The following is a 20971-nucleotide window of genomic DNA, read 5'->3' on the forward strand; positions in this document are numbered from 1 at the left end:
ATGGTACTGGGCTTGAACCAGTGATTTGGCGCGGGTTGTAAAGAGTAGTAGGTGCTTAACCCTTGAATATCTCTTGGTCGTTTAATTTTGTGATTGTTTTTGAAAGTAGAAGTGGTGGACGGTACTGGGCTTGAACCAGTGATTTGGCGCGGGTTGTAAAGAGTAGTAGGTGCTTAACCCTTGAATATAACAAGACAATTAATAAGCTCTTAACAAAGAAATTTAACAAAGAAATTTAACAAAGAAATGGTGGACGGTACTGGGCTTGAACCAGTGACCCCCGCCTTGTAAGGGCGGTGCTCTCCCAACTGAGCTAACCGTCCAGAATATATCTGGTATAAACCTAATTTTGAAGTGGTGGACGGTACTGGGCTTGAACCAGTGACCCCCGCCTTGTAAGGGCGGTGCTCTCCCAACTGAGCTAACCGTCCAGAATATATCTGGTATAGACCTAGTTTTGAAGTGGTGGACGGTACTGGGCTTGAACCAGTGACCCCCGCCTTGTAAGGGCGGTGCTCTCCCAACTGAGCTAACCGTCCAGGTCTATAAATACTTCAATAATCAGAAACGCCACATAAGAGGAGTGGTGGACGGTACTGGGCTTGAACCAGTGACCCCCGCCTTGTAAGGGCGGTGCTCTCCCAACTGAGCTAACCGTCCGTCTCTGTGGGGGCGTATTATAGGTGGATCGAAAATACTGTCAATAAGAAAAGTTTATTTTTTTCAGTTTTTCTTTTGAAATCGTGCTAAGTGATTTAATTTTCAACATCTTGATTAATTTACAAACTTTTTAGGCCATGTTGAAGGGTAAAAGATGTTTTCAGTCGCGTTGCCTGCTAGAATATGCGCCAATTTTAAAAGAAATATTCGACTACGCACAAAAGCGCGTGGTCAATCAATCAAAATGGTGAAGATTATATGAGCTTAACAACCCGTTTTGCGCCAAGTCCTACAGGATACTTACACGTTGGTGGTGCGCGTACAGCACTTTATAGCTGGTTATATGCTAAAAAGAATGGCGGCGATTTCATCTTGCGTATTGAAGACACAGATCTTGAACGTTCAACGCAAGAATCTGTTGACGCAATCATGGATGGTATGAATTGGTTAAACCTTGATTGGACCAAAGGCCCATATTTTCAAACCAAGCGATTTGACCGCTACAAAGAAGTCATCGCTCAGTTAATAGAAACTGGCCATGCTTACCGCTGCTACTGTACACCAGAAGAAGTAGAAGCCATGCGTGAAGAAGCGCGTGAGAAAGGTGAGAAAGAAAAGTACAACGGTATGTGGCGTGAACGTACTGATTGGCCAGCAGACAAGCCATACGTTATTCGTTTTAAGAACCCACTTAGCGGTGAAGTAGTAATTGAAGACCAAGTGAAAGGCCAAATCACTATTTCTAACCAAGAGCTAGACGATCTAATTATTGCTCGTTCTGACGGTTCTCCTACCTACAATCTAACGGTTGTGGTAGACGATTGGGACATGGGGGTAACCCATGTAGTGCGTGGTGATGACCACGTAAATAACACGCCGCGTCAAATAAATATTTTAAAAGCGTTGGGTGCACCATTACCTGCATATGCACATATTCCAATGATTTTGGGTGACGATGGTAAACGTTTATCTAAGCGCCATGGTGCGGTGAGCGTAATGCAATACCGTGATGATGGTTACTTACCTGAAGCGCTTCTCAATTACTTAGTGCGTTTAGGCTGGTCACATGGCGATCAGGAAATCTTCTCGCGTGAAGAAATGATTGAGTTGTTTGATTTAACTGGTTGTAATCGTGCACCGTCAGCGTTTAATACTGAAAAACTCATTTGGGTGAATCAGCACTATATGAAAACGCTTGATCCTGAATACGTTGCTGAGCACTTAGCATGGCATATGAGTGATCAAGGTATTGATACTAGTGAAGGGCCTGCATTGGCTGAAGTTGTTAAAGTACAGGCAGATCGCGTTAAAACACTGAAAGAAATGGCTGAAATTTCACGTTACTTCTATCAAGATTTTAGCGAATTTGATGCCGCAGCTGCGAAAAAGCACTTGCGTCCTGTAGCGCAGCAACCGTTAGAAGTTGTTAAAGGCAAGTTGGCAGCGTTAGAGAGCTGGAATGCTGCTGACATTCATGCTGTTATCAATGCTACGGCTGAAGAGCTGGAAGTTGGTATGGGTAAAGTAGGGATGCCACTACGTGTGGCTGCTACAGGCGCTGGTAATTCACCGTCGCTTGATATCACGCTAGCGTTATTACCAAAAGAAAAGGTATTAACGCGAATCGATATGGCGCTTGCCGTAATTGCTGAAAGAGCCGCAAATAGCTAAGTATCACCATTATTTCAAGATAAAAGCCAAGACGAAATGTCTTGGCTTTTTTGACCGTTTAACTTTTTGACCATATAAATAGATGAAACGCGTTATAATTACGTTAATTATCTGAAGAGTAACTTTAGGAGAACCCTTTGCAGTTTAGTGATTTTGGTTTTGACAAACGATTAATGTCGACCATAGAACATTTAGGCTTTGATCGTCCAACTGAAATACAGCAGCAAGCTATACCTGTTGCTATGACAGGTCATGATTTAATGGCATCGTCTAAAACTGGTTCGGGTAAAACACTGGCGTTTATTTTGCCTGCTATGCATCGTTTAACTAAGAATAGGGCGCTAAGTAAACGTGACCCAAGAGTGTTAATTTTGACGCCTACACGTGAACTAGCAAAGCAGGTATTCACTCAACTGAGGTTGTTTACTACTGGAAGTAACTTCAAGTCGGTGCTCATTCTAGGTGGTGAAAACTTTAACGATCAAGTGAAAACGCTGGAAAAAGATCCGCACTTTATCGTTGCTACACCGGGTCGACTTGCTGACCATTTAACACAAGGCCACTTTTATTTGCATGGCTTAGAGCTGTTAATTTTTGATGAAGCTGATCGTATGCTTGACTTGGGTTTTGCAAAAGAACTGCGCACTATCAATAAAGCGGCTGACCATCGTAAGCGCCAAACATTAATGTTTTCTGCAACGATGGATCATGCGCAAGTAAATGAATTTGCACTGGAGTTATTAAACAGCCCTAAAAAAATCTCCATCGATAGCGGTCATGACGAACATAAAGATATCAACAAAAAATTCTACTTTGCAGATCACCTTGATCACAAACAAGCGCTACTTGAACATTTTTTGGCGACCGAAGCATATCAGCAATTGATTATATTTACGGCGACTCGTGCAGACACTGAAAGATTGTCGAAAGAACTGAACGGCAAAGGGCTTGATAGTGTAGCTTTAAGTGGTGAACTCACGCAAAGCCAGCGTAATCAAATAATGGATAGCTTTAGTAAGGGACAACAAAAAATCCTAATCACCACAGACTTAGCTTCACGTGGCTTAGACTTGGTCAATGTTTCTCATGTAATAAATTTTGATTTACCTAAACATTGTGAAGAGTTTGTTCATCGCATCGGCCGCACAGGCAGAGCGGGCAAGAAAGGTGATGCTATTTCGTTAGTAGGACCGAAAGATTGGCTAAGTTTTAAAAACATTGAAGGCTTTTTGAAGACTGAATTCGATTTTGATGCAGTTGAATCTTTGCCTGCTAAGTTTAAGGGATTAAAACCCAAGAAAGCGAAAAAAGCATCAACTGAGCCTTCAAAAGCTAAAGCAATTAAAGCGAAAGCTGAAAAGAAAAAACCAGTGAAAGCGAAGAAAAAAGCATTCTTAGCCGCAGAAGATGCCGGTGATTTGCCAATTTTGCGCAAAAAAGTGGCTAAAGCACCAGCTGAAATTGAGTCGAGCGAATTAAAAGAAGAAGACTAAACTCTATACCTTATGTCGTGCATGAAGATAAGCCAGTAGCATCTTTTGAAATTTAAAGGCGTTATTGGCTAATCGCACCGATATTTACTTTTCATGTACTCAATTGATTTAATTATCAGTAGTTTGAGCACTTCCATATCAACATCTGCCAGTTTATTGATGTACAAACACGATTTACCTGTTTTGTGCTTGCCGAGTTTATCAAGTAGTGGCTGATAATCTGAGAATCCTGGCATAATGTAAACGCTGATGGCTGATTTTCGGGGAGAAAAACCGACAATAGGCCAACTTCCCCCTTTGCAGGTGTTCTCATAGTGATATTTGCCAAAACCTATGATGCTATTTCCCCACATTTTGGCCGGCTTGTCGGTTAACTTTTCTATTAAACTAACCAACGCGAAGCTGTCTGCTTGTTTTTGAGGGTGTTCAACTGCTCTAATAAATTCTTCGACGCTTGCGTCATTTTCTTGTGTTTTTAATTCAGTCATCTAGAGCGTTTTGACCTTTGCTGTTCATTTTTGCGGCTGACAGTTTGGCATTTAGACTAGGCAGAGCCTTCGTCGTGTAGTTATTCTCCTCCAGTAAGGCGATAACACAGTATAAATGCCAAACGGGCGCTGCCCGAAGGGTTCAATTGAGCGCGCTTTGCTCATTGTTGCTCGATTTTTACGTAGAACAACTATGCTACAAACCGAGCGCCGCGATCAAAGCACGCTCAAGTTGAACAAAATTTGTACCTCAAAGATCAACACGCTCTAGTTATTTCCAAATTGCCATCAGCATAGTGTTTTTGTTTTTACTGTACATGCTTTTGCGTATTTCATTTTTACGTTATTTGCTTTTTCAGGTGTCAAGCAGCTAAAATGGCGCTGGTTTATTGAACAATATAAATTAAACAAATAAAGAGTAAATATTTAAACTAAGTTAGAGGAAAATTATTGAATTATCAATTTACTATTATTGAAAAAGACTGGTACAAACGCCGTCACCCCAATAAAACGGTGGTCAAGCCTATCAGGGTTTCAATTCCTGATTATCAACCCATACATAACCAATTTTGCCATATGCATGTAGACTATGATGACGGTTCTAATAAAACACTAATCGCCCGTGTGCTGTTAAATAAAATCACTCAACAATGGACAGTTGACGGTATGTCAGTGGCTGTAAGAGTGTCAGAACTTACAACCGAGCACTTAGATTAATTGTGAGGAGGAATTATGTCTCATAGCGATAGTAATGCTCTACAAAACCGTTCGCAGAATCTGGCAAGTTGTTTATGTGGTGCCATTCAGTTTGAGGTCAGCGCTATCATGCCACTTGTGGCTCATTGCCACTGCAAGATGTGTCAGAAATTTCATGGCGCAGCGTTTTCAACATTTGCTGAGGTTAGATCTCAGGATATCCAATGGCATGCTGGGCGAGAGATGCTAACACATTATGAAGCAGAGAATAGTAGCGTTCGTTCATTTTGCAAAAAATGCGGCTCGAGTTTGTTTTTTGAATCTCGTTTTAATCGAGTACAAGATACCATTGAAGTAGCACTTGCGGCTTTTGATCAGCTAGAAACCGTTTACCCAGATGCCCACATATTCTGGCAATCGAAAGTTGAATGGTTCACTCCAAATGATAATTTAGTGCGTTATTTGGCTTACCGAAATTCTGAAATCTGTCGCAATACCTGACAGCTGTGGTTGCTGTAGCGACATGAATGTTAACATTTTATCTTTGGTGCAGTAGCCATAGTCGATTGCAAATCGGCTTATGCTGTGGTGCAATATGCACTCTTATTAATTAGGTTCGTTTATTTTGATTCAACGTATTATCACAATGCTATTGCTCGCGATGTTTGCTTGTCAAACCATTGCCTCTGCATTTGATGCGCACCAATCGCATCAGGAAGAGGGCGTGCATGTGAATATTGATGAATCACACAATGGGCATGAAGAGCACCAAGCTGTTTTATTACAAATGTCCGATGAAAAGCTTATTACAGCTGATTTGAACATTGAACAGAATAATAGCAAACCAAGTTCAACTTATGACTGCCATCACTGTTGTCACTGCCATGGTTCAACACCTGTTTATACCTTAATTAAAGACAATCCAGTTGCCCCGTATCATCGAGATATTAAGGCTGTTAGGGGAAATATTCACTTTTCATCAATTGCTACGTCTCCTGAGCATCGACCTCCTATTGCGTAAGTTCTGTTAATTAACCAAGAACTTAATCTGAGCATTATATGCTCAAGCAATAGGAAATTTTATGAATACTTTAAAAAACGCCCGCCTGTTAAGGTGGGGAATAGTTGCGTGCGTGTGCATATTCAACATTTCGACAATTCAGTCGGCAAGTGCTGGTATTGTTAATGCCAACAATCAAGACACCCATGTTTCTCAAAACAATCAAGACACCCATGATTCTCATCACAAGAAACAAGACACCCATGTTTCTCATGAGGATAAGAAACGAGACACCCATGATTCTCATAGGACAACAATCAATAGCAACAATCAAGACACCCATGTTTCTCATGAGGGTAAGAATCAAGACACCCACGCAAATGAGGTTAGTCTCACACCAGAACAAATAGAATTTGCAAATATAATTGTGTCTCCAGCCAAATCATCGATATTTGAACAACGTGTTTACGCGCCGGGTGAAGTCAAAGCAAACGGTTACACAAGTTATGTGGTATCGCCGCGAATAGAGTCCGTGGTGGTTAGTCGACACGCCACTTTGGGGCAACACGTACAATTTGGTGACCCGTTAGTAACACTTTTTAGTGAAGCTATGGCAGAGGCTCAGGCCAGTTATCGTGTGGCTTATAATGATTGGCAGCGTTCGAAACGACTGGCACAGGGCACGGTCAGTGAAAGCCAACTCTTATCTGATGAAACAAAATATATTGCTGCGCTAAGTAAACTCAAGGCATTTGGCTTAACTGAGCAGGCAATAGCGAATGTCGTTAAAGACAATTCGTCAGGCCTTGGCGAATACACACTTGTCGCACAAAGAGCAGGTGCTGTGTTGCAAGATGAATTTTCACAAGGCCAACGTGTATCTGCAGGCCAAACAATTATGCTGCTTGCTGATGAATCTGAATTATGGGTAGAAGCAAAAGTTTCTACTAGTAAACCACTCGATGTGCCCGTTGGTTCAGTGGCAATAATAAGCGTAGACAATGAAAGCTATGAAGGTTTAGTAATACAAGAAGCCCATACAATAGATCCTGTTACACGCACGCGAACTATCAGACTGGCGGTAAAAAATGCACATGATAAATTGCATCCAGGCATGTTTGTTGATGTGTATTTTTCGATTACTGCCAAATCTCCTATTGTTGCATTACCTGAACAAGCAATGATGCGTTCTGCTGACGGTGATTGGACTGTATATGTCGAAGACGAAACAAATACTTTTAAAGCGGTTGAAGTGTCACGCGGACGAAGATTTGGAGAATTGATTGAGGTGACAGGCGTTCAACCAGGTCAACATATCGTTATGTACGGTGCCTTCTACGTTGCCTCTGAACTGGCGAAAGGCGGTTTTGATCCGCATAACCATTAGGAGGCGATATGTTTGAGAGAATTATTTCATGGTCGATTGGCAATCGCTTGCTGATTGTCATTTTGTTGATCGCTTTTGCAGTTACATCATACTTAACCATTCCAAAGCTAAACCTTGATGCTTTTCCTGATGTGACCAATGTGCAAGTCGCTATTAATACGGAAGCGCCGGGGCTGGCGGCGGAAGAAGTTGAGCAACTTATTACGTATCCCATTGAAGCGGTGATGTATGCGATGCCCAATGTCAGTCAAGTGCGGTCGATATCAAAAACCGGTCTTTCTGGGGTTACAGTGGTTTTTGATGAAGGCACAGACATCTACTTCGCGCGACAACTTGTTTTTGAACGTCTAAATGCAGCCAAAGAGCTTATTCCAGAAGGTGTAGGAGTGCCTGAAATGGGGCCGAATACCTCAGGTTTAGGGCAGGTTTATCAATACTTGCTATTGGCTGAGGACAACAGCAAGTTTGATGCGATGACACTACGCAGTTTGAATGATTGGATTGTTAAGCTTTTAGTCATGCCCGTTGATGGAGTTACAGACGTACTGTCATTCGGTGGTGAAGTTAAGCAATATCAGGTCAATGTTCAGCCGAATAAGTTGCTAGCCTATCAGCTTTCGCAACAAGATGTGGTTGCGGCGATTGAGGACAATAACACCAACGTCGGCGGCTGGTATATGGATCGTGGTCAGGAGCAGCTTGTTATTCGCGGAACAGGTTGGTTTGCAAGTGACGCTGAAGGCATACGTCAAATTGGTTCAGTTCCTTTAAAAACAGTTGAAGGGGCTGTGATTACGGTTGGGGATGTCGCAGATGTGTCGCTAGGCAGTGAGATTCGCCAAGGGGCGGTAACGATGACTAAAAGGCTTGCCAACGGTGAAATTAAGGCGCTAGGAGAAGTAGTTTCCGGCATTGTACTTAAGCGCATGGGCGCCAATACTAAGGCAACGATTGCAGGAATTGAGCAGAAAATCGATTTGATCAATCAGGCATTACCACAAGGAGTCAGGTTTGAGCCATTTTATGATCAAGGCGAGTTAATTGAGAAAGCCGTTAATACCGTTGTTGAAGCGCTACTTATCGCGTTTGTATTGATTATTGCAGTGCTTTTACTGTTTTTGATGAACTTACGCGCCACATTTCTCGTGCTTATTTCTATTCCCATTTCAATTGGTTTGGCACTAATGGTTATGGCATGGCTTGGAATTTCTGCAAACTTAATGTCGTTGGGCGGAATTGCGATTGCTATTGGTATGTTGGTAGATGGTTCGGTCGTGATGGTCGAGAACATCTTTAAGCAGCTATCCAAACATCCAAATTATTCTCAAGATGACAGCAGTCACCAAATGAACATCAATAGCATCGTGTTTGTAGCGGGTAAGCAGGTCGCACGACCGATATTTTTCGCTGCATTGATTATCTTGGTGGTGTTTATGCCATTGTTTAGTTTTGAGGGCGTAGAAGCCAAACTGTTCCAACCCATGGCGACCAGTATTATCTTGGCCGTAGTTGCTGCGATTTTTGTTGCGTTGGCAATAGTGCCTGCGTTAGCGAGTTTGTTGTTTAGGAAAGGATTTAAACCAAAACAAAACAGCGCGATAGCACGTTTTGAGGCCGTTTATCAACGACTCTTATTAGTCGCTATGCGGTTTCCTAAGGTCATCTTATTTACCGCATTTGGTTTGTTTGGATGCGCCGTAGTGCTAGCACCTAAAATCGGCACTGAATTTGTGCCGGAATTAGAAGAAGGCACAATTAACATGCGCGTTACCTTAGCACCGTCTTCAAGCTTAACCACTGCGATTGAACTTGCGCCAAAAATAGAACAAATACTTATGACTTTCCCTGAGGTGGAGTACGCGTTGAGTCGCATTGGTCGCCCTGAAATAGGCGGTGATCCTGAACCGGTAAATAATATCGAAGTTTATATTGGGTTGAAGCCAATAAATGAGTGGCGAAGTGCAAAAAATCGCTTGTTATTACAGCAACAAATGGCAGAAAAGCTAACAGTATTTCCTGGTTTGTTGTTTAACTTTTCACAGCCAATTGCAACACGAGTGGATGAGCTTTTATCTGGCGTGAAAGCACAACTTGCCATAAAACTGTTCGGCAAAGACTTAAGCATCCTTGCTGAGAAAGGACAAGAAATTGCTGACGTTGTGCAACAGATTGACGGCGCTAAAGATGTGGCACTGGAGCAAGTTGCAGGAGAAGCACAATTGGTGATTTCGCCAAAGCGTCAACAGCTGTCAAGATACGGACTAGCTGTGGGGGATGTCATGGCGATGGTGCAAAACGGTGTCGGTGGTGTTACTGCCGGGCAAGTTATTTCTGGGAATGAAAGGTATGATATCTATGTTCGATTGCAACATGTATTTCGAAAATCACCGGAAAGTATTGCTGATTTACGAATACAATCACCCGCAGGCGCTTGGGTGCGTTTGGGAGATGTAGCACATGTAAAGTTTGAATCAGGTCCTCCTCAAGTGCGAAGAGATGATGTGCAACGGCGAGTCGTGATACAGGCGAATGTCGAAGGTCGGGACATGGGAAATGTTGTGGCTGATATTAGGCAAGCTATTGCAGCACAAGTCGATTTACCTAGTGGTTATGTAGTGAAAATTGGTGGTCAGTTTGAAAGTCAGCAACGCGCTCAACAGCGATTAATAATCGTTATTCCCTTATCGTTACTGTTAATTCTGTTGTTGCTATATTTTGCTTTTGCCTCAATGAAACAAGCCTTATTGATCATGATAAATGTGCCGCTTGCCATAATTGGTGGTGTATTTGCATTGTATTTTTCAGGGCAATATTTGTCTGTTCCAAGTGCGGTGGGCTTTATCACGCTATTTGGTGTTGCGGTGCTCAACGGTGTGGTTATGGTGGAGAGCTTTAACCAGCAACTGGTGGAGGGGGTAGATAAGCAAACCGCGATCTTCGATGGTGCTGTTTCAAGGTTAAGGCCCGTACTCATGACCGCTATTACGTCGGCTTTAGGATTGATTCCAATGCTAATGTCTAGCGGGGTCGGCAGTGAAATTCAACGACCATTGGCAACGGTTGTTATAGGAGGATTGTTTACAGCGACATTCCTAACATTATTTGTGTTACCTGTCGTTTTTAATGCTTTCACTCGTAAGACTACATTTGCGTCATAAGTTGCAAAGGAAAGCGCTTGAGCAATGACCTCAAGCGCTTTTTTCAGGGGGCTAATCTTTAGTTTTCAGACTCAGGCTTTAATAATCGTTAGTGTTCTCATTCGATAGCATAAAGCCAGTAATAACAAGCTTATCGCCATAGCACCACCACCGCTTGAACTTGAAGTTGGAGGATTAGCAGGTGGAGGAGGCGGAGCCGGAATATCCATAACGGTAACGGAGACTTCTGCAACATCAGTCAAATGTCCATCGGATACTTCAACCATAAATGTTAATGTTTCATCGGCTGTCACCATTGGCGCAGTGAAAGTCGGTGAAGCGGCTAATGAATCGCTCAACGTAACCGTTGTGCCGACGGTTTGTGTCCATACAAAGAATAAACTATCACCGTCCGGGTCAGTGGAGTTTGCGGCTGTTAGGGTAACACCTGCGCCCTCATTTACTGACGCTGGGCTTGCTGAAGCGACTGCAGCGGGCATGCTATTAGGAACCTCTGTCATCATGCTAATTGTGCCAGATGTTCCGTTGGGTAACCCCGTTTCATTGGTCAACACGAGTACGTCGCCTCCGGCAGTTTGCGCAAAGCCGAGCAGTTTATTCGTCCCCATGCCACTCATGATGGGAATATCAGCAATAAGGTTCGTATCTGCATTGTAAAATAATCGGCCGCCGCCTGTAGTAGGGTTAATCCAATCACCAAAGATCAGTTTCTCTTGTAGCATTTCAATTGCGCCTTGATAAACAAAACCACAAATGATTGCAATGCCTTCGTCATGATCATACTGCCAGTGTGGATCTGTGAGCCCTTCCGGTAGTTCTGCGTTTGCCGGTTCGTAAACAAAACCGTCATCATCGCCATTCATATCGAACGCAAACGTACCTTCTTTTAATGGCCAGCCTAAGTTCTCACCGCCGCTAACCATGGTGACTTCTTCAATTTTATTTTGTCCGACATCACATATATAAGTGTCAGCTCCATCTACAGTAATTCGATAGGGATTTCTTACCCCACTAATCCAAATTTCGTCTAAGACATTGGCGTCATTTACATAAGGGTTATCAGCTGGAATACCGTATTTTCCATTGGTAGCGTTATTGCCGAGTGGGTCAATTCGAAGCACTTTGCCTAATGCTTTCATCATATCTTGGCCATTGCCGCCATCACTGTGACCATCCCCTTGGTCATCAGCACTACCACCGTCTCCAAGGGAGATGAGCAGCATATTGCTTTGATCAAATACCAGCGTTCCTCCGTTATGATTAAATTGCGGCTGCTCAATACGTAAAAGCTCAACGCCGCTGTTGGCATCAATCGATATGCCAGTCTCACTGTTCATACTGCCAGTCCATTGCATAATCGCGGTATCGTGGTTGGCTTCCGATGCTAATGCAAAATCGGCTGATTCGCTAGATGGTACCGACATATATGTATATGCCATGCCATTGTTGGCAAAATCTGGGTGCAAGGCGAAACCGAGTAATCCACGTTCATCAAAACTGGGGTTAACCGCGACCAAATCTCCACTCACGTCCAGTATCATAGCTAATTCGTTGCTATCGAGCGCCAAACTATAAAGTTTTCCTATTTGGTCGACGATATAGACAAAATTCGGCATTGCAGCGTATGAAACGCCTGTCACAGGTGAAACTAGTCCTGTTGCCAGCGCGGTTAGATCAACTTTAACTGAACCTTCTTCAATAATGGCACCAATTGGGTCGTCAATTGGCGTTGGTGGCTGTGGTCCGGTATCTACTTTGGCAGTATATTCAAAGTCTTCCATTGCCGCTAAATCGTTGGCGGTATTTGTAAATTCGACTTTGTGTATGCCATCAGCATGAGTCAGCATGACTTGTGTCCAGCTAGAGCTATTGGCCTCAACGCGAAGCAATTCGATATTGTTTTCGTCCAGCAAACGAGCAAAGGCATTGCCAGCAGACTGTGCTTTTATGTAAAAAAGCAATGTTTCAGCGGGCGTACCAAAGGTAATTTCTGCCGTTTCATTGCGGACCATAAACGCGCGGCTACCACTGCGATACAGTGAAGTAATACCAGCAATACGCACTTCGCCTCCTGTAAAGGTTACTGTTTTAGGTTCAATACCTAGCGTAAATTGGCCAGACGTTTGGTCGGTTGGGAAGGTGGTAGACACATCACTGGCATACAGTGCAAATGATGTGATAGCAATAATACACGTGTATAAAAATTTCTTGATCTTGTTCATTGGCATGGCCTAACTATTTAGTTCAGACAATGTATATGAACGAATATTTGTTGGTTAAATTTCACTCAATTTGACGCCTGGGAAGTGTGGGTGTCTCGATAAAAGTGTCTCGACAAAAGTGTTGATTCGTTTAGAGGATAAGATAAGAAACGTGGGTGTCTAAATTGCACAATAGATAACGACTAAAAAAATGCCAGCAAATTGCTGGCATTCAATTAGTATGGTTGAGTCTTTTCTTAGTCTTGCTGAGCGGCTAAGTACTCGTCGTAAGTACCGGCGAAATCTACGTAACCATTTGGTTTGATTTCAATGATTCTGGTAGCCAAACTCGAAACAAACTCACGGTCGTGCGATACGAATATCAAAGTGCCTTCATATTGTTCCAATGCCATGTTTAATGACTCAATCGATTCCATATCCAAGTGGTTGGTAGGCTCATCCATTAATAAGATATTGGGCTTTTGCATCATTAGCTTGCCAAATAGCATACGGCCTTGTTCACCACCTGATAATACTTTGACCGACTTTTTAATATCGTCAGCTGAGAATAACATACGACCAAGGAAACCACGGATAACCTGTTCGTCGTCACCTTCGCTTCGCCATTGACTCATCCAGTCGAACAAGTTCATGTCTTCTTCAAATTCATGGGCGTGATCTTGCGCATAATAACCAATGTTATTGTTTTCTGACCACTTTACTTCACCAGAATTTGGCGTGTACTCGTTAAGTAGAGTACGCAAGAATGTTGTTTTACCAACACCGTTCTCACCAATTATTGCAATGCGTTCACCTACTTCAACCATTAGGCTCATGTCTTGAAGTACATGGTTGTCATCAAAGCTTTTGTTTAACTTCTCTACTTCTAGTGCATTTCTGAACAATTTCTTTTCTTGCTCAAAACGAATGAATGGGTTTACGCGGCTCGATGCTTTTACTTCATCTAATTGAATTTTGTCTATTTGTTTGGCACGTGAAGTGGCTTGTTTGGCTTTAGAGGCGTTAGCTGAGAAGCGAGCAACAAATGATTGAAGTTCAGCAATTTGGGCTTTTTTCTTAGCATTGTCTGCTAAAAGACGTGCACGTGCCTGCGTAGCTGCCAGCATGTATTGATCATAGTTGCCCGGATAAACGCGTAACTCGCCGTAATCTAAATCGGCCATATGAGTACAAACACTGTTTAAAAAGTGACGGTCATGGGAAATGATGATCATGGTTGAGTCACGCTCATTTAGCGTGTCTTCAAGCCACTTAATCGTGTGGATGTCCAAGTTGTTGGTTGGTTCGTCAAGCAACAGAATATCCGGATTTGAAAACAGCGCTTGTGCAAGAAGTACACGCAGTTTCCAGCCAGGAGCAACTTCACTCATTAAGCCATAGTGTTGCTCCATTGGAATGCCAACGCCCATAAGTAGTTCACCGGCACGGCTTTCTGCGCTGTAACCATCCATTTCCGCGTATTGTGATTCCAAATCGCCAACACGCATGCCATCCTCTTCACTCATTTCTGGCAATGCATAGATACGGTCACGTTCTTCTTTTACCGCCCATAACTCTGTATGACCCATAATGACAGTGTCTACTACAGAGTAATTTTCAAATGCAAATTGGTCTTGACGTAGCTTACCTATACGCTCATTTGGATCGAGGCTAACATTTCCTGAAGTTGGTTCTAAATCACTACCAAGTATTTTCATGAAGGTAGATTTACCACAACCATTTGCACCGATTAAACCGTAACGGTTACCACCACCAAATTTTTGTGAAATGTTTTCGAACAGAGGCTTTGCGCCAAACTGTTGCGTAATGTTATTTGCTTGAAGGGTAATATGCCTTCTCCTGTCGACCTACAATTGCGCGCGATTATACAGGGGAGAGACAATTTTTGCAGCATCGGATTAATATTAAGCTAGCTTCGCCATTCTTCGTCAATTTTGCCTAACGAGTTGAGCGCCAACTTTTGAAACAATTTTACCGTGATAAAAGTGAATTTACGTAATAAAAATATGGTATAACTACTTGTCACTGAAAGCTTTATGCTTGATTAGATAGTTATTTCGTATTGCCATTAGAAGGATTTAGTTTTGGAAGCCGCACTAGTTAAATTTTCAGCTTATTCGGGCGTGTTAGCATCGGTTTGGATTTTTTTTGGCGTTTATATCGCCAGTTTGTTTTACCCTAATTATGATCATTACAAACAATTTTGTAGTGAACTTGGGGCAGCAGGCAGCCCAACAGAAAAACTATCTCCACGAATTAACAACTATCCTTTAGGCATAATTTTTTGCATGGCTGGTTGGTATTTTTGGCAATTGCCTGAAATATCCTTTGTGATGAAAATCGTCGGTCTGATGGTGATTGTTCACGGTATGTGTACTTGGGTTGCAGGTTATTTTCCAATGGATGCAGACCCATATACAAAAACACCGACCAAGGCGTGTAACATTCATTCGTGGGCGGGATTCATCATGTTGATGTCTCTCATTATCGCGCCAATTATGGTGATATTGATGCCTGAAAATCAATATTTTGGCTATGAGTTTCGAATTTTCACCATCGGCTGTTTGGTGGCAACGATTTACTTCATGATTAAACTTGCTAATGCGTTTAAGAACAAGACCAATCCTGGTTTACATCAAAGGCTGAGTTATAGCGCACAACTGATTTGGTTAAGTGGTTTGTCAATCGTAACGGCCAACTAACACAATTAATGCGATTAAGTGTATGAAAACAAAAACGTCAACAGTCGCCGACTTACCGGGGTTAGGTGTAAAAAGCGCTGCAATGTTGTCTGTGGTTGGCATAGACACGGTTGAACAATTTAATCAGTGTGACCCGTTTGAATTGTACCAACGCTTGAAGTGGAAACAGCCTTCGACAAGCTTAAATTTTCTTTACGCCATTATTGGTGCCCAAGAAGGAATACATTGGCAAAGCATTGCAAAAACGCGAAAAACCGAAATAATGCTTAGATTAGATGATATGGGGCTAGCGCCTAAGTAATTAACAGCTTAAGGTCAATTGATGAACATTAGAATTGTAACTCCCGATGATGCTCAAGCGATTGCGAATATATACAACGAGTATATTGAAAATAGCATCATAACCTTTGAAACAGCTTGTGTGGGTTCTGAAGAAATGTCGATGCGTATTTCACAAGCGTTATCGTCAGGTTTAGCGTGGTTTGTTGCAGAGTCGGATGATGGCTCTGTACTTGGTTATGCTTATGCGAGTAAGTGGAAAGGGCGTTGTGCGTATGCACATTCTGTAGAGGTGACGGTTTATGTTTCTTCAGTCGCGCATGGACAGGGATTAGGCACGTTGTTATATCAAGCGCTATTTGAGCAGTTGCGTGTTGATAATTACCACGTGGCTATTGCAGGGATCTCATTACCAAATGATGCCAGCATTGCGCTACATGAAAAATTTGGTATGAAAAAGGTGGCTCATTTTGCTGAAGTTGGTTTCAAGTTTGAGCGTTGGATTGATGTAGGTTACTGGCAAGTGATTCTATAGACAGAACAAAATAATGAAAATAACAGAAATTACTAGACAAGATTTTCAGGCTTTCTGGCCTGTTTTTAAAAATGTAATCGAAGCACAAGAAACGTATGCGTTTGCACCAGATATGTCTGTTGACGACGCCTATCAGCTTTGGTGTGTGATGCCTGATAAATCGTTTATTGCCAAAGAAAACGGTGTGATACTAGGTAGCTATTATTTGAAAGCGAATGCCGCAGGGCCAAGTAGTCATATTGCTAATTGCGGCTATATGGTGAATCCTGAATGTCGCGGGAAAGGTATTGCACGTAAATTGTGTGAGCATTCGCAACAAATGGCACTTAGTTTGGGGTTTACCGCAATGCAATTTAACTCAGTAGTTTCTACTAATGAAGTTGCTGTCAACCTATGGAAAAAACTTGGCTTTACAATCATAGGTACAATTCCTAAAGCCTATAAACATAAACGCTTTGGTTTGGTTGACTCTTATATCATGCACAAGCACTTGACACACTTAACTAATTCGAAACAGGAGTAATACCAATTATGTCTAACAAATGGAAATGTCCGAAATGTGACTGCCGTGAATATGAAACGGATACAATCGCTACAACGGGGAGCGGTTGGTCAAAAATATTTGACATGCAAAACCGAAAATTCACTGCAGTTATTTGTGCTAATTGCACATATACTGAATTTTATCGTGGAAAAACAAGTACATTGGGCAATGTATTTGATTTGTTCACCAATTAGATAAAAACTCTACGTATACAAATAACTAAAAACAGAGATTGCGCTACATAATTTGTAGTGGTATTGTCTGCTACAGATTGTGTAGCATTAAAAAGGAATGAAACGGATGTTTTTAGTTAATATGAATTTTATCGATATTGAAAAGGTTACGCCTGAGCTAGTCGAGACGCATAGGGCTTATTTAGCAAAAGAATATGAAAAGGACTTGTTATTATTTGGTGGGAGAAAAATACCGAGAACAGGTGGGATTTTGCTCTCACAACATCCATCAGAAAAGGCGCTAAGAATGGTGCTTGACGCAGATCCATTCGTTCAGAGTGGTGCAGTTGAGTACAGCATCACAGAATTTTTTCCTGTTATGGCGGCACCGTCGTTTAGCCATATTTTATCAGCTTAAATTAGTTGGTTTAACGTGGGGGTAAGCTAATGCTTTCATTTGTATTAAGTGATGGTATGCTTTAACGATGTAAGTTTTAGGATTTGCCGAAAGGAAGTTAATTAATGGAAAAACATCACAATATCAATTATATCGAAATGCCATCAGCAGATTTAACGGCAACGAAAGCGTTTTTTGCCAGTGTGTTTAATTGGGCATTTGTTGACTACGGGCCAGAGTACAGCAGCTTTACTGCTCAAGGCATTGACGGAGGCTTTTATTTATCAAACAACACTATGAAAACCGAAACGGGAAGTGCGTTAATTGTGTTGTACAGCAACAATTTAGAGCAAACGTTGGCAAGTGTTGAAGCCGCCGGCGGTAAAATTATCAAGCCAATATTTTCGTTTCCAGGTGGCAGACGTTTTCATTTTAGTGAACCAGGTAGCGGAGAGTTTGCTGTGTGGTCGGAGCCGTTGGAGTAACTTTTCCAGTAAACTGAATTACAATAAATAAACACCTTTGGTTGGCGAAGCTAATATATCCTTTTAGCTTCGCGTCCAAAGTCGTTCACTTGCTTGTGGTTGCGAATTGGTATTAATTATCCAAAGATAGACTTCATTAAGTTAATTGCTTGCTCAACGGTCTTACCGTCTTGAACACTTTTAATTAACGTACCGCGCATTTTGTGTAAAAACTCTGGGTGATCGCCTTCTGTCAAAGCGCGGTCAACCAATTCCTTTGCCGAGGCTTTGGTGCGTTTAGTCGCTCTTGGCATTTTCACTGTTGTGTTCTTAGGCTTATCTCGTAGTTTGATATAATTTGAGTTCTCCGCCTGACTCGGCGCAGCATTGAAAAAACAGTCAATCAAAATGGCGCGGTATTGCCACAATGTAACTTCTGATTCATCTTCCGGCTGCTCGCTATTGTACCAAGGCATTTCGCGCATTGTGGCAATCAATTCAAACCAATAATCTTGAAAACTACTGTTGTTAAGTTTTGGAATACCAAACCCAAGTGAAATAGCGTCAAACTTAGCATTCGACAATGCAACGAAAGTATCTGGACGTTTCATGGCTAATAAGCGCGACGCTATGGTTAAAGACGCTTTTTCTTCTGGCAAGTGCTGTTGGCAGAAGTTAAGGAAACTTTCAATGAACGCTTGGTAGTGGGCAAAAGTTACTTCACCTTCGTCTGGAATGTGTTGCCAAAGTGCATCGATGATTTGTGCTTCAGTCGTCATTACTTGATGAAAATTGCGCGCATGTCTTGTGCTGGCAAACCATTCAACATCGAATGGGAATAAACTGGGTTCGTGCTTCGCGGTGTGTTTGCCTAAAATAGTCAGTCGATCTTCTTCTATCATGTCTGCAAACGAGGACGCTTTCAACGTACTGACATAATTGAGCAGCGCTATGCGTTCAGTGAGCGATTGTCTCTCATCGTTTTGCTGGATGAATTGCGAAAATAGCGGCCATGGCGTAATACGTAGCATTCTTAACTGAAGCGTACTAATTGCTTGACGCAATACATCTTGCAATTTGTTAAACGGCTTAAATTGTGCTTCATCCAGTAAATCTTGATTCACGCCATATTGGCAAATACCCAACAACTCCTGGCACCAACCAAGAAAGTCTTGTGGATGGTTTTCAACTTTTACTGCCATGAGGTTCAAACTAATGTCGGTAATAAACTTGAGCGCATTTTGATAAATAGAGTTTTCTTGTTCGGTTAAGTTCATTTTAGCCGGAGCAGTGAGTAGTTTTCTCATAGAAGGCCTGGTACCTGATGTTAGTTTGCTGAAAAAAAGGCGGCATGATACTGACTTTTACGTGAACTGCAACACGAAAAATACTCAATTGTTGCTTATCCAAGCTAAGCGATTTATTAATAACCAAATATTGTGTGGAATGTATTTACCACCATAAATGGCCAACATGTATAACATATAAAAAAAGCGACGTATTAAATACGAGAATACGCCGCTGTTGCAAAGGAAGGTGCTTTATATCTTGGCGCTAGCCACTGTAAAAGTAACTCGACTTTTCCAATGAAACATCATCTTGCGCGAGCGCTGTAATTTTGAACGTGATTGGTTGCATGCGCTGGTTGAGGTATTCAGGTGCTGTTGTAATGGTGAGCGGAACGACGATCATTTCTTGCCCGTCGATCGTGAAAATTGGCGGGACAGATAACTTCGCATGCGTGATTCCGACGACCTCAAGTTGATAAGACTGACGCAATTGTGACTTATTGGTGATTTTCAGTTGATAAGTGTTTTCCACCGAGCCATCAAAGTTGGTCCGATAAAGTGCGTGACGATCGCGAATAATCGATGCTTCCACGGGTACACGTAAATGGATCATCAAAGCCATCAAAAGGAATGCGAGTAAAGTAAAACTCCCGTAGCTCAACACTTTTGGTCGAAGTGTTTTTTGTTGTTGGCCTTGCAAACGTTTTTCACTGGTAAAGCTGATTAGGCCTTTGGCATAGTTGAATTTGGACATAGTTTGGTCACAGGCATCGATGCAAGCGCCACAACTAATACACTCATATTGTAAGCCATTGCGGATATCTATGCCCGCGGGACAAACCTCTACGCACAGGTTGCAATCAACACAATCGCCTAAATTCATGGCTTTGTGGTCATCTTTTCTTTTTCTACGCCCGCGATTTTCACCACGCTTTTCGTCGTAGGCAACGAGCATAGTATTGTCGTCAAACATCGCTGATTGAAAACGTGAGTACGGACACATGTATATGCACATCTTCTCGCGTAGCCAACCAGCATTTCCATAGGTGCACAAAGTGAACAGACCAACCCAAAACCAAACCAAACCGCTCCATTGTAGGTTGAAAAGTTCAGTGTAGAGTATTTTCACTGGCACAAAGTAACTCATGAACGTGGTTGAAGTAAGAAAAGCGATTACTAGCCACGCGGCATGTTTAGTGGTTTTTTTAAGATAATATTGGCGATTCTTTTCTCCATTGGCGAGTTTGATTCTTTGATTTCGACTGCCTTCTATTTTTTCTTCTACCCAAACATACATGAACATCCAAACGGTTTGAGGGCACAAAAATCCACACCAGATACGACCAAGCCAAGTCGTAATAAAGAATAAGGCAAACGCGCTGGCCATGAATAACCAAGCCAATATAGTTAAATCTTGCGGAAAAAACGTTAGGCCGAATATGCGAAACTGCTGGGCTTCAATATCCAACAAAATAGCTTGTTGTTGATGGTAACTAAGCCAAGGTAGTGCTATAAAAATCAGCATGAGCACAGTACCGGTATATTGTCGGATACGTTGATACTTTCCTTTTTGTTGGCGGATGTGAATTTGATTGTCTGATTTGTAAGGCTTAATGATTAAGTCTTCTTCTCTAATGTTAAAACTCATAATTAGAAATACTGCTAACGGGATGTGAATTTGCTAGAGCAGGAAGAATGCCAACTCGTCGTGCAGATTAAGTGTTTGAAAATTATGGTTATTAATGTGATTGTAGAACGGGTTTATTAACATGCGGGCACGGTTTTTCGTGTGTTGCGCGAAATGTCGTGGTTT

General features: G+C 42.1%; 19 protein-coding genes and 4 tRNA genes. 14 read left to right on the top strand and 9 right to left on the bottom strand.

The window, feature by feature from the left end:
• Positions 1-247: 247 nt before the first annotated feature.
• The 4 genes from ACSLUK_RS10595 to ACSLUK_RS10610 form a co-directional block, all read right to left on the bottom strand.
• Positions 248-323, bottom strand: a tRNA-Val gene (locus ACSLUK_RS10595).
• 32 nt (positions 324-355) lie between these two features.
• A tRNA-Val gene (locus ACSLUK_RS10600) sits at positions 356-431 on the bottom strand.
• A gap of 32 nt (positions 432-463) precedes the next feature.
• A tRNA-Val gene (locus ACSLUK_RS10605) sits at positions 464-539 on the bottom strand.
• 45 nt (positions 540-584) lie between these two features.
• Positions 585-660 (bottom strand) — tRNA-Val (locus tag ACSLUK_RS10610).
• A 258-nt stretch (positions 661-918) separates the two neighbouring features.
• On the opposite strand from ACSLUK_RS10610, the gene gltX reads away from it, so the two are divergent.
• Together gltX and ACSLUK_RS10620 are read left to right on the top strand one after the other, a co-directional pair.
• Positions 919-2331 (top strand): glutamate--tRNA ligase, encoded by a 1413-nt coding sequence (gene gltX / locus ACSLUK_RS10615; RefSeq protein WP_448548556.1) that lies wholly within the window; start codon positions 919-921, stop codon positions 2329-2331.
• A gap of 137 nt (positions 2332-2468) precedes the next feature.
• Complete coding sequence (locus ACSLUK_RS10620) at positions 2469-3824, top strand: DEAD/DEAH box helicase (protein ID WP_448548557.1); 1356 nt, start codon at positions 2469-2471, stop codon at positions 3822-3824.
• A 68-nt stretch (positions 3825-3892) separates the two neighbouring features.
• Here ACSLUK_RS10620 and ACSLUK_RS10625 read toward each other — a convergent pair whose 3' ends face one another.
• Complete coding sequence (locus ACSLUK_RS10625) at positions 3893-4312, bottom strand: DUF1801 domain-containing protein (RefSeq protein WP_448548558.1); 420 nt, start codon at positions 4310-4312, stop codon at positions 3893-3895.
• A gap of 450 nt (positions 4313-4762) precedes the next feature.
• Between ACSLUK_RS10625 and ACSLUK_RS10630 the strand changes: the two genes are divergently transcribed.
• The 5 genes from ACSLUK_RS10630 to ACSLUK_RS10650 all read left to right on the top strand — a co-directional run bounded on the left by ACSLUK_RS10630 (position 4763) and on the right by ACSLUK_RS10650 (position 10553).
• Complete coding sequence (locus ACSLUK_RS10630) at positions 4763-5029, top strand: hypothetical protein (protein WP_448548559.1); 267 nt, start codon at positions 4763-4765, stop codon at positions 5027-5029.
• 15 nt (positions 5030-5044) lie between these two features.
• Entirely contained in the window at positions 5045-5509 is a 465-nt protein-coding gene (locus tag ACSLUK_RS10635; protein WP_448548560.1) for a GFA family protein, read from the top strand.
• A 124-nt stretch (positions 5510-5633) separates the two neighbouring features.
• Positions 5634-6029, top strand: a complete 396-nt coding sequence (locus ACSLUK_RS10640; RefSeq protein WP_448548561.1) for a hypothetical protein — start codon at positions 5634-5636, stop codon at positions 6027-6029.
• Positions 6030-6090: 61 nt separating this feature from the next.
• Positions 6091-7395 carry an efflux RND transporter periplasmic adaptor subunit gene (locus ACSLUK_RS10645; RefSeq protein WP_448548562.1) on the top strand — a complete coding sequence of 435 codons (1305 nt, stop codon included), beginning with the start codon at positions 6091-6093 and terminating at the stop codon, positions 7393-7395.
• Positions 7396-7403: 8 nt separating this feature from the next.
• On the top strand, positions 7404-10553 hold the full coding sequence (locus tag ACSLUK_RS10650; protein ID WP_448548563.1) for an efflux RND transporter permease subunit: 3150 nt from the start codon (positions 7404-7406) through the stop codon (positions 10551-10553).
• Between the two features lie 71 nt (positions 10554-10624).
• Here ACSLUK_RS10650 and ACSLUK_RS10655 read toward each other — a convergent pair whose 3' ends face one another.
• Both ACSLUK_RS10655 and ACSLUK_RS10660 read right to left on the bottom strand, forming a co-directional pair.
• Entirely contained in the window at positions 10625-12775 is a 2151-nt protein-coding gene (locus ACSLUK_RS10655; protein ID WP_448548564.1) for a PQQ-dependent sugar dehydrogenase, read from the bottom strand.
• Between the two features lie 236 nt (positions 12776-13011).
• The gene (locus ACSLUK_RS10660; RefSeq protein ID WP_448548721.1) at positions 13012-14604 is read right to left on the bottom strand and encodes an ABC-F family ATPase; all 1593 of its coding nucleotides are present in this window, start codon (positions 14602-14604) and stop codon (positions 13012-13014) included.
• Between the two features lie 255 nt (positions 14605-14859).
• Between ACSLUK_RS10660 and ACSLUK_RS10665 the strand changes: the two genes are divergently transcribed.
• The 7 genes from ACSLUK_RS10665 (at position 14860) to ACSLUK_RS10695 (ending at position 17890) form a co-directional block, all read left to right on the top strand.
• The gene (locus ACSLUK_RS10665; protein ID WP_448548565.1) at positions 14860-15477 is read left to right on the top strand and encodes a DUF998 domain-containing protein; all 618 of its coding nucleotides are present in this window, start codon (positions 14860-14862) and stop codon (positions 15475-15477) included.
• Positions 15478-15490: 13 nt separating this feature from the next.
• Positions 15491-15778 carry a TfoX/Sxy family DNA transformation protein gene (locus ACSLUK_RS10670; protein ID WP_448548723.1) on the top strand — a complete coding sequence of 96 codons (288 nt, stop codon included), beginning with the start codon at positions 15491-15493 and terminating at the stop codon, positions 15776-15778.
• 21 nt (positions 15779-15799) lie between these two features.
• Entirely contained in the window at positions 15800-16291 is a 492-nt protein-coding gene (locus tag ACSLUK_RS10675; RefSeq protein WP_448548566.1) for an arsinothricin resistance N-acetyltransferase ArsN1 family B, read from the top strand.
• 13 nt (positions 16292-16304) lie between these two features.
• Positions 16305-16814, top strand: a complete 510-nt coding sequence (locus tag ACSLUK_RS10680) for a GNAT family N-acetyltransferase (protein ID WP_448548567.1) — start codon at positions 16305-16307, stop codon at positions 16812-16814.
• Between the two features lie 8 nt (positions 16815-16822).
• Positions 16823-17029, top strand: coding sequence for a zinc ribbon domain-containing protein (locus tag ACSLUK_RS10685; protein ID WP_448548568.1), 207 nt, complete (start codon positions 16823-16825; stop codon positions 17027-17029).
• A 106-nt stretch (positions 17030-17135) separates the two neighbouring features.
• On the top strand, positions 17136-17426 hold the full coding sequence (locus tag ACSLUK_RS10690; RefSeq protein WP_448548569.1) for a YciI family protein: 291 nt from the start codon (positions 17136-17138) through the stop codon (positions 17424-17426).
• Between the two features lie 104 nt (positions 17427-17530).
• Positions 17531-17890 (top strand): VOC family protein, encoded by a 360-nt coding sequence (locus ACSLUK_RS10695; RefSeq protein WP_448548570.1) that lies wholly within the window; start codon positions 17531-17533, stop codon positions 17888-17890.
• Between the two features lie 116 nt (positions 17891-18006).
• Here the strand turns inward: ACSLUK_RS10695 and ACSLUK_RS10700 are convergent, their stop codons facing one another.
• Both ACSLUK_RS10700 and ccoG read right to left on the bottom strand, forming a co-directional pair.
• Positions 18007-19176, bottom strand: a complete 1170-nt coding sequence (locus tag ACSLUK_RS10700) for a hypothetical protein (protein WP_448548571.1) — start codon at positions 19174-19176, stop codon at positions 18007-18009.
• Positions 19177-19423: 247 nt separating this feature from the next.
• A complete protein-coding gene (gene ccoG, locus ACSLUK_RS10705; protein ID WP_448548572.1) occupies positions 19424-20806 on the bottom strand; it encodes a cytochrome c oxidase accessory protein CcoG in 1383 nt (460 codons plus the stop codon).
• Positions 20807-20971 lie beyond the last annotated feature (165 nt).

Source organism: Thalassotalea fusca (assembly GCF_053485835.1).

What these genes read in the sequence shown, in the direction of transcription:
- gltX (WP_448548556.1), top strand. Translation starts at nt 919, where the DNA reads ATGAGCTTAACAACCCGTTTTGCGCCAAGTCCTACAGGATACTTACAC.
- ACSLUK_RS10625 (WP_448548558.1), bottom strand. Translation starts at nt 4,312, where the DNA reads ATGACTGAATTAAAAACACAAGAAAATGACGCAAGCGTCGAAGAATTT.
- ACSLUK_RS10635 (WP_448548560.1), top strand. Translation starts at nt 5,045, where the DNA reads ATGTCTCATAGCGATAGTAATGCTCTACAAAACCGTTCGCAGAATCTG.
- ACSLUK_RS10645 (WP_448548562.1), top strand. Translation starts at nt 6,091, where the DNA reads ATGAATACTTTAAAAAACGCCCGCCTGTTAAGGTGGGGAATAGTTGCG.
- ACSLUK_RS10650 (WP_448548563.1), top strand. Translation starts at nt 7,404, where the DNA reads ATGTTTGAGAGAATTATTTCATGGTCGATTGGCAATCGCTTGCTGATT.
- ACSLUK_RS10655 (WP_448548564.1), bottom strand. Translation starts at nt 12,775, where the DNA reads ATGAACAAGATCAAGAAATTTTTATACACGTGTATTATTGCTATCACA.
- ACSLUK_RS10675 (WP_448548566.1), top strand. Translation starts at nt 15,800, where the DNA reads ATGAACATTAGAATTGTAACTCCCGATGATGCTCAAGCGATTGCGAAT.
- ACSLUK_RS10680 (WP_448548567.1), top strand. Translation starts at nt 16,305, where the DNA reads ATGAAAATAACAGAAATTACTAGACAAGATTTTCAGGCTTTCTGGCCT.
- ACSLUK_RS10685 (WP_448548568.1), top strand. Translation starts at nt 16,823, where the DNA reads ATGTCTAACAAATGGAAATGTCCGAAATGTGACTGCCGTGAATATGAA.
- ACSLUK_RS10690 (WP_448548569.1), top strand. Translation starts at nt 17,136, where the DNA reads ATGTTTTTAGTTAATATGAATTTTATCGATATTGAAAAGGTTACGCCT.
- ACSLUK_RS10695 (WP_448548570.1), top strand. Translation starts at nt 17,531, where the DNA reads ATGGAAAAACATCACAATATCAATTATATCGAAATGCCATCAGCAGAT.
- ACSLUK_RS10700 (WP_448548571.1), bottom strand. Translation starts at nt 19,176, where the DNA reads ATGAGAAAACTACTCACTGCTCCGGCTAAAATGAACTTAACCGAACAA.
- ccoG (WP_448548572.1), bottom strand. Translation starts at nt 20,806, where the DNA reads ATGAGTTTTAACATTAGAGAAGAAGACTTAATCATTAAGCCTTACAAA.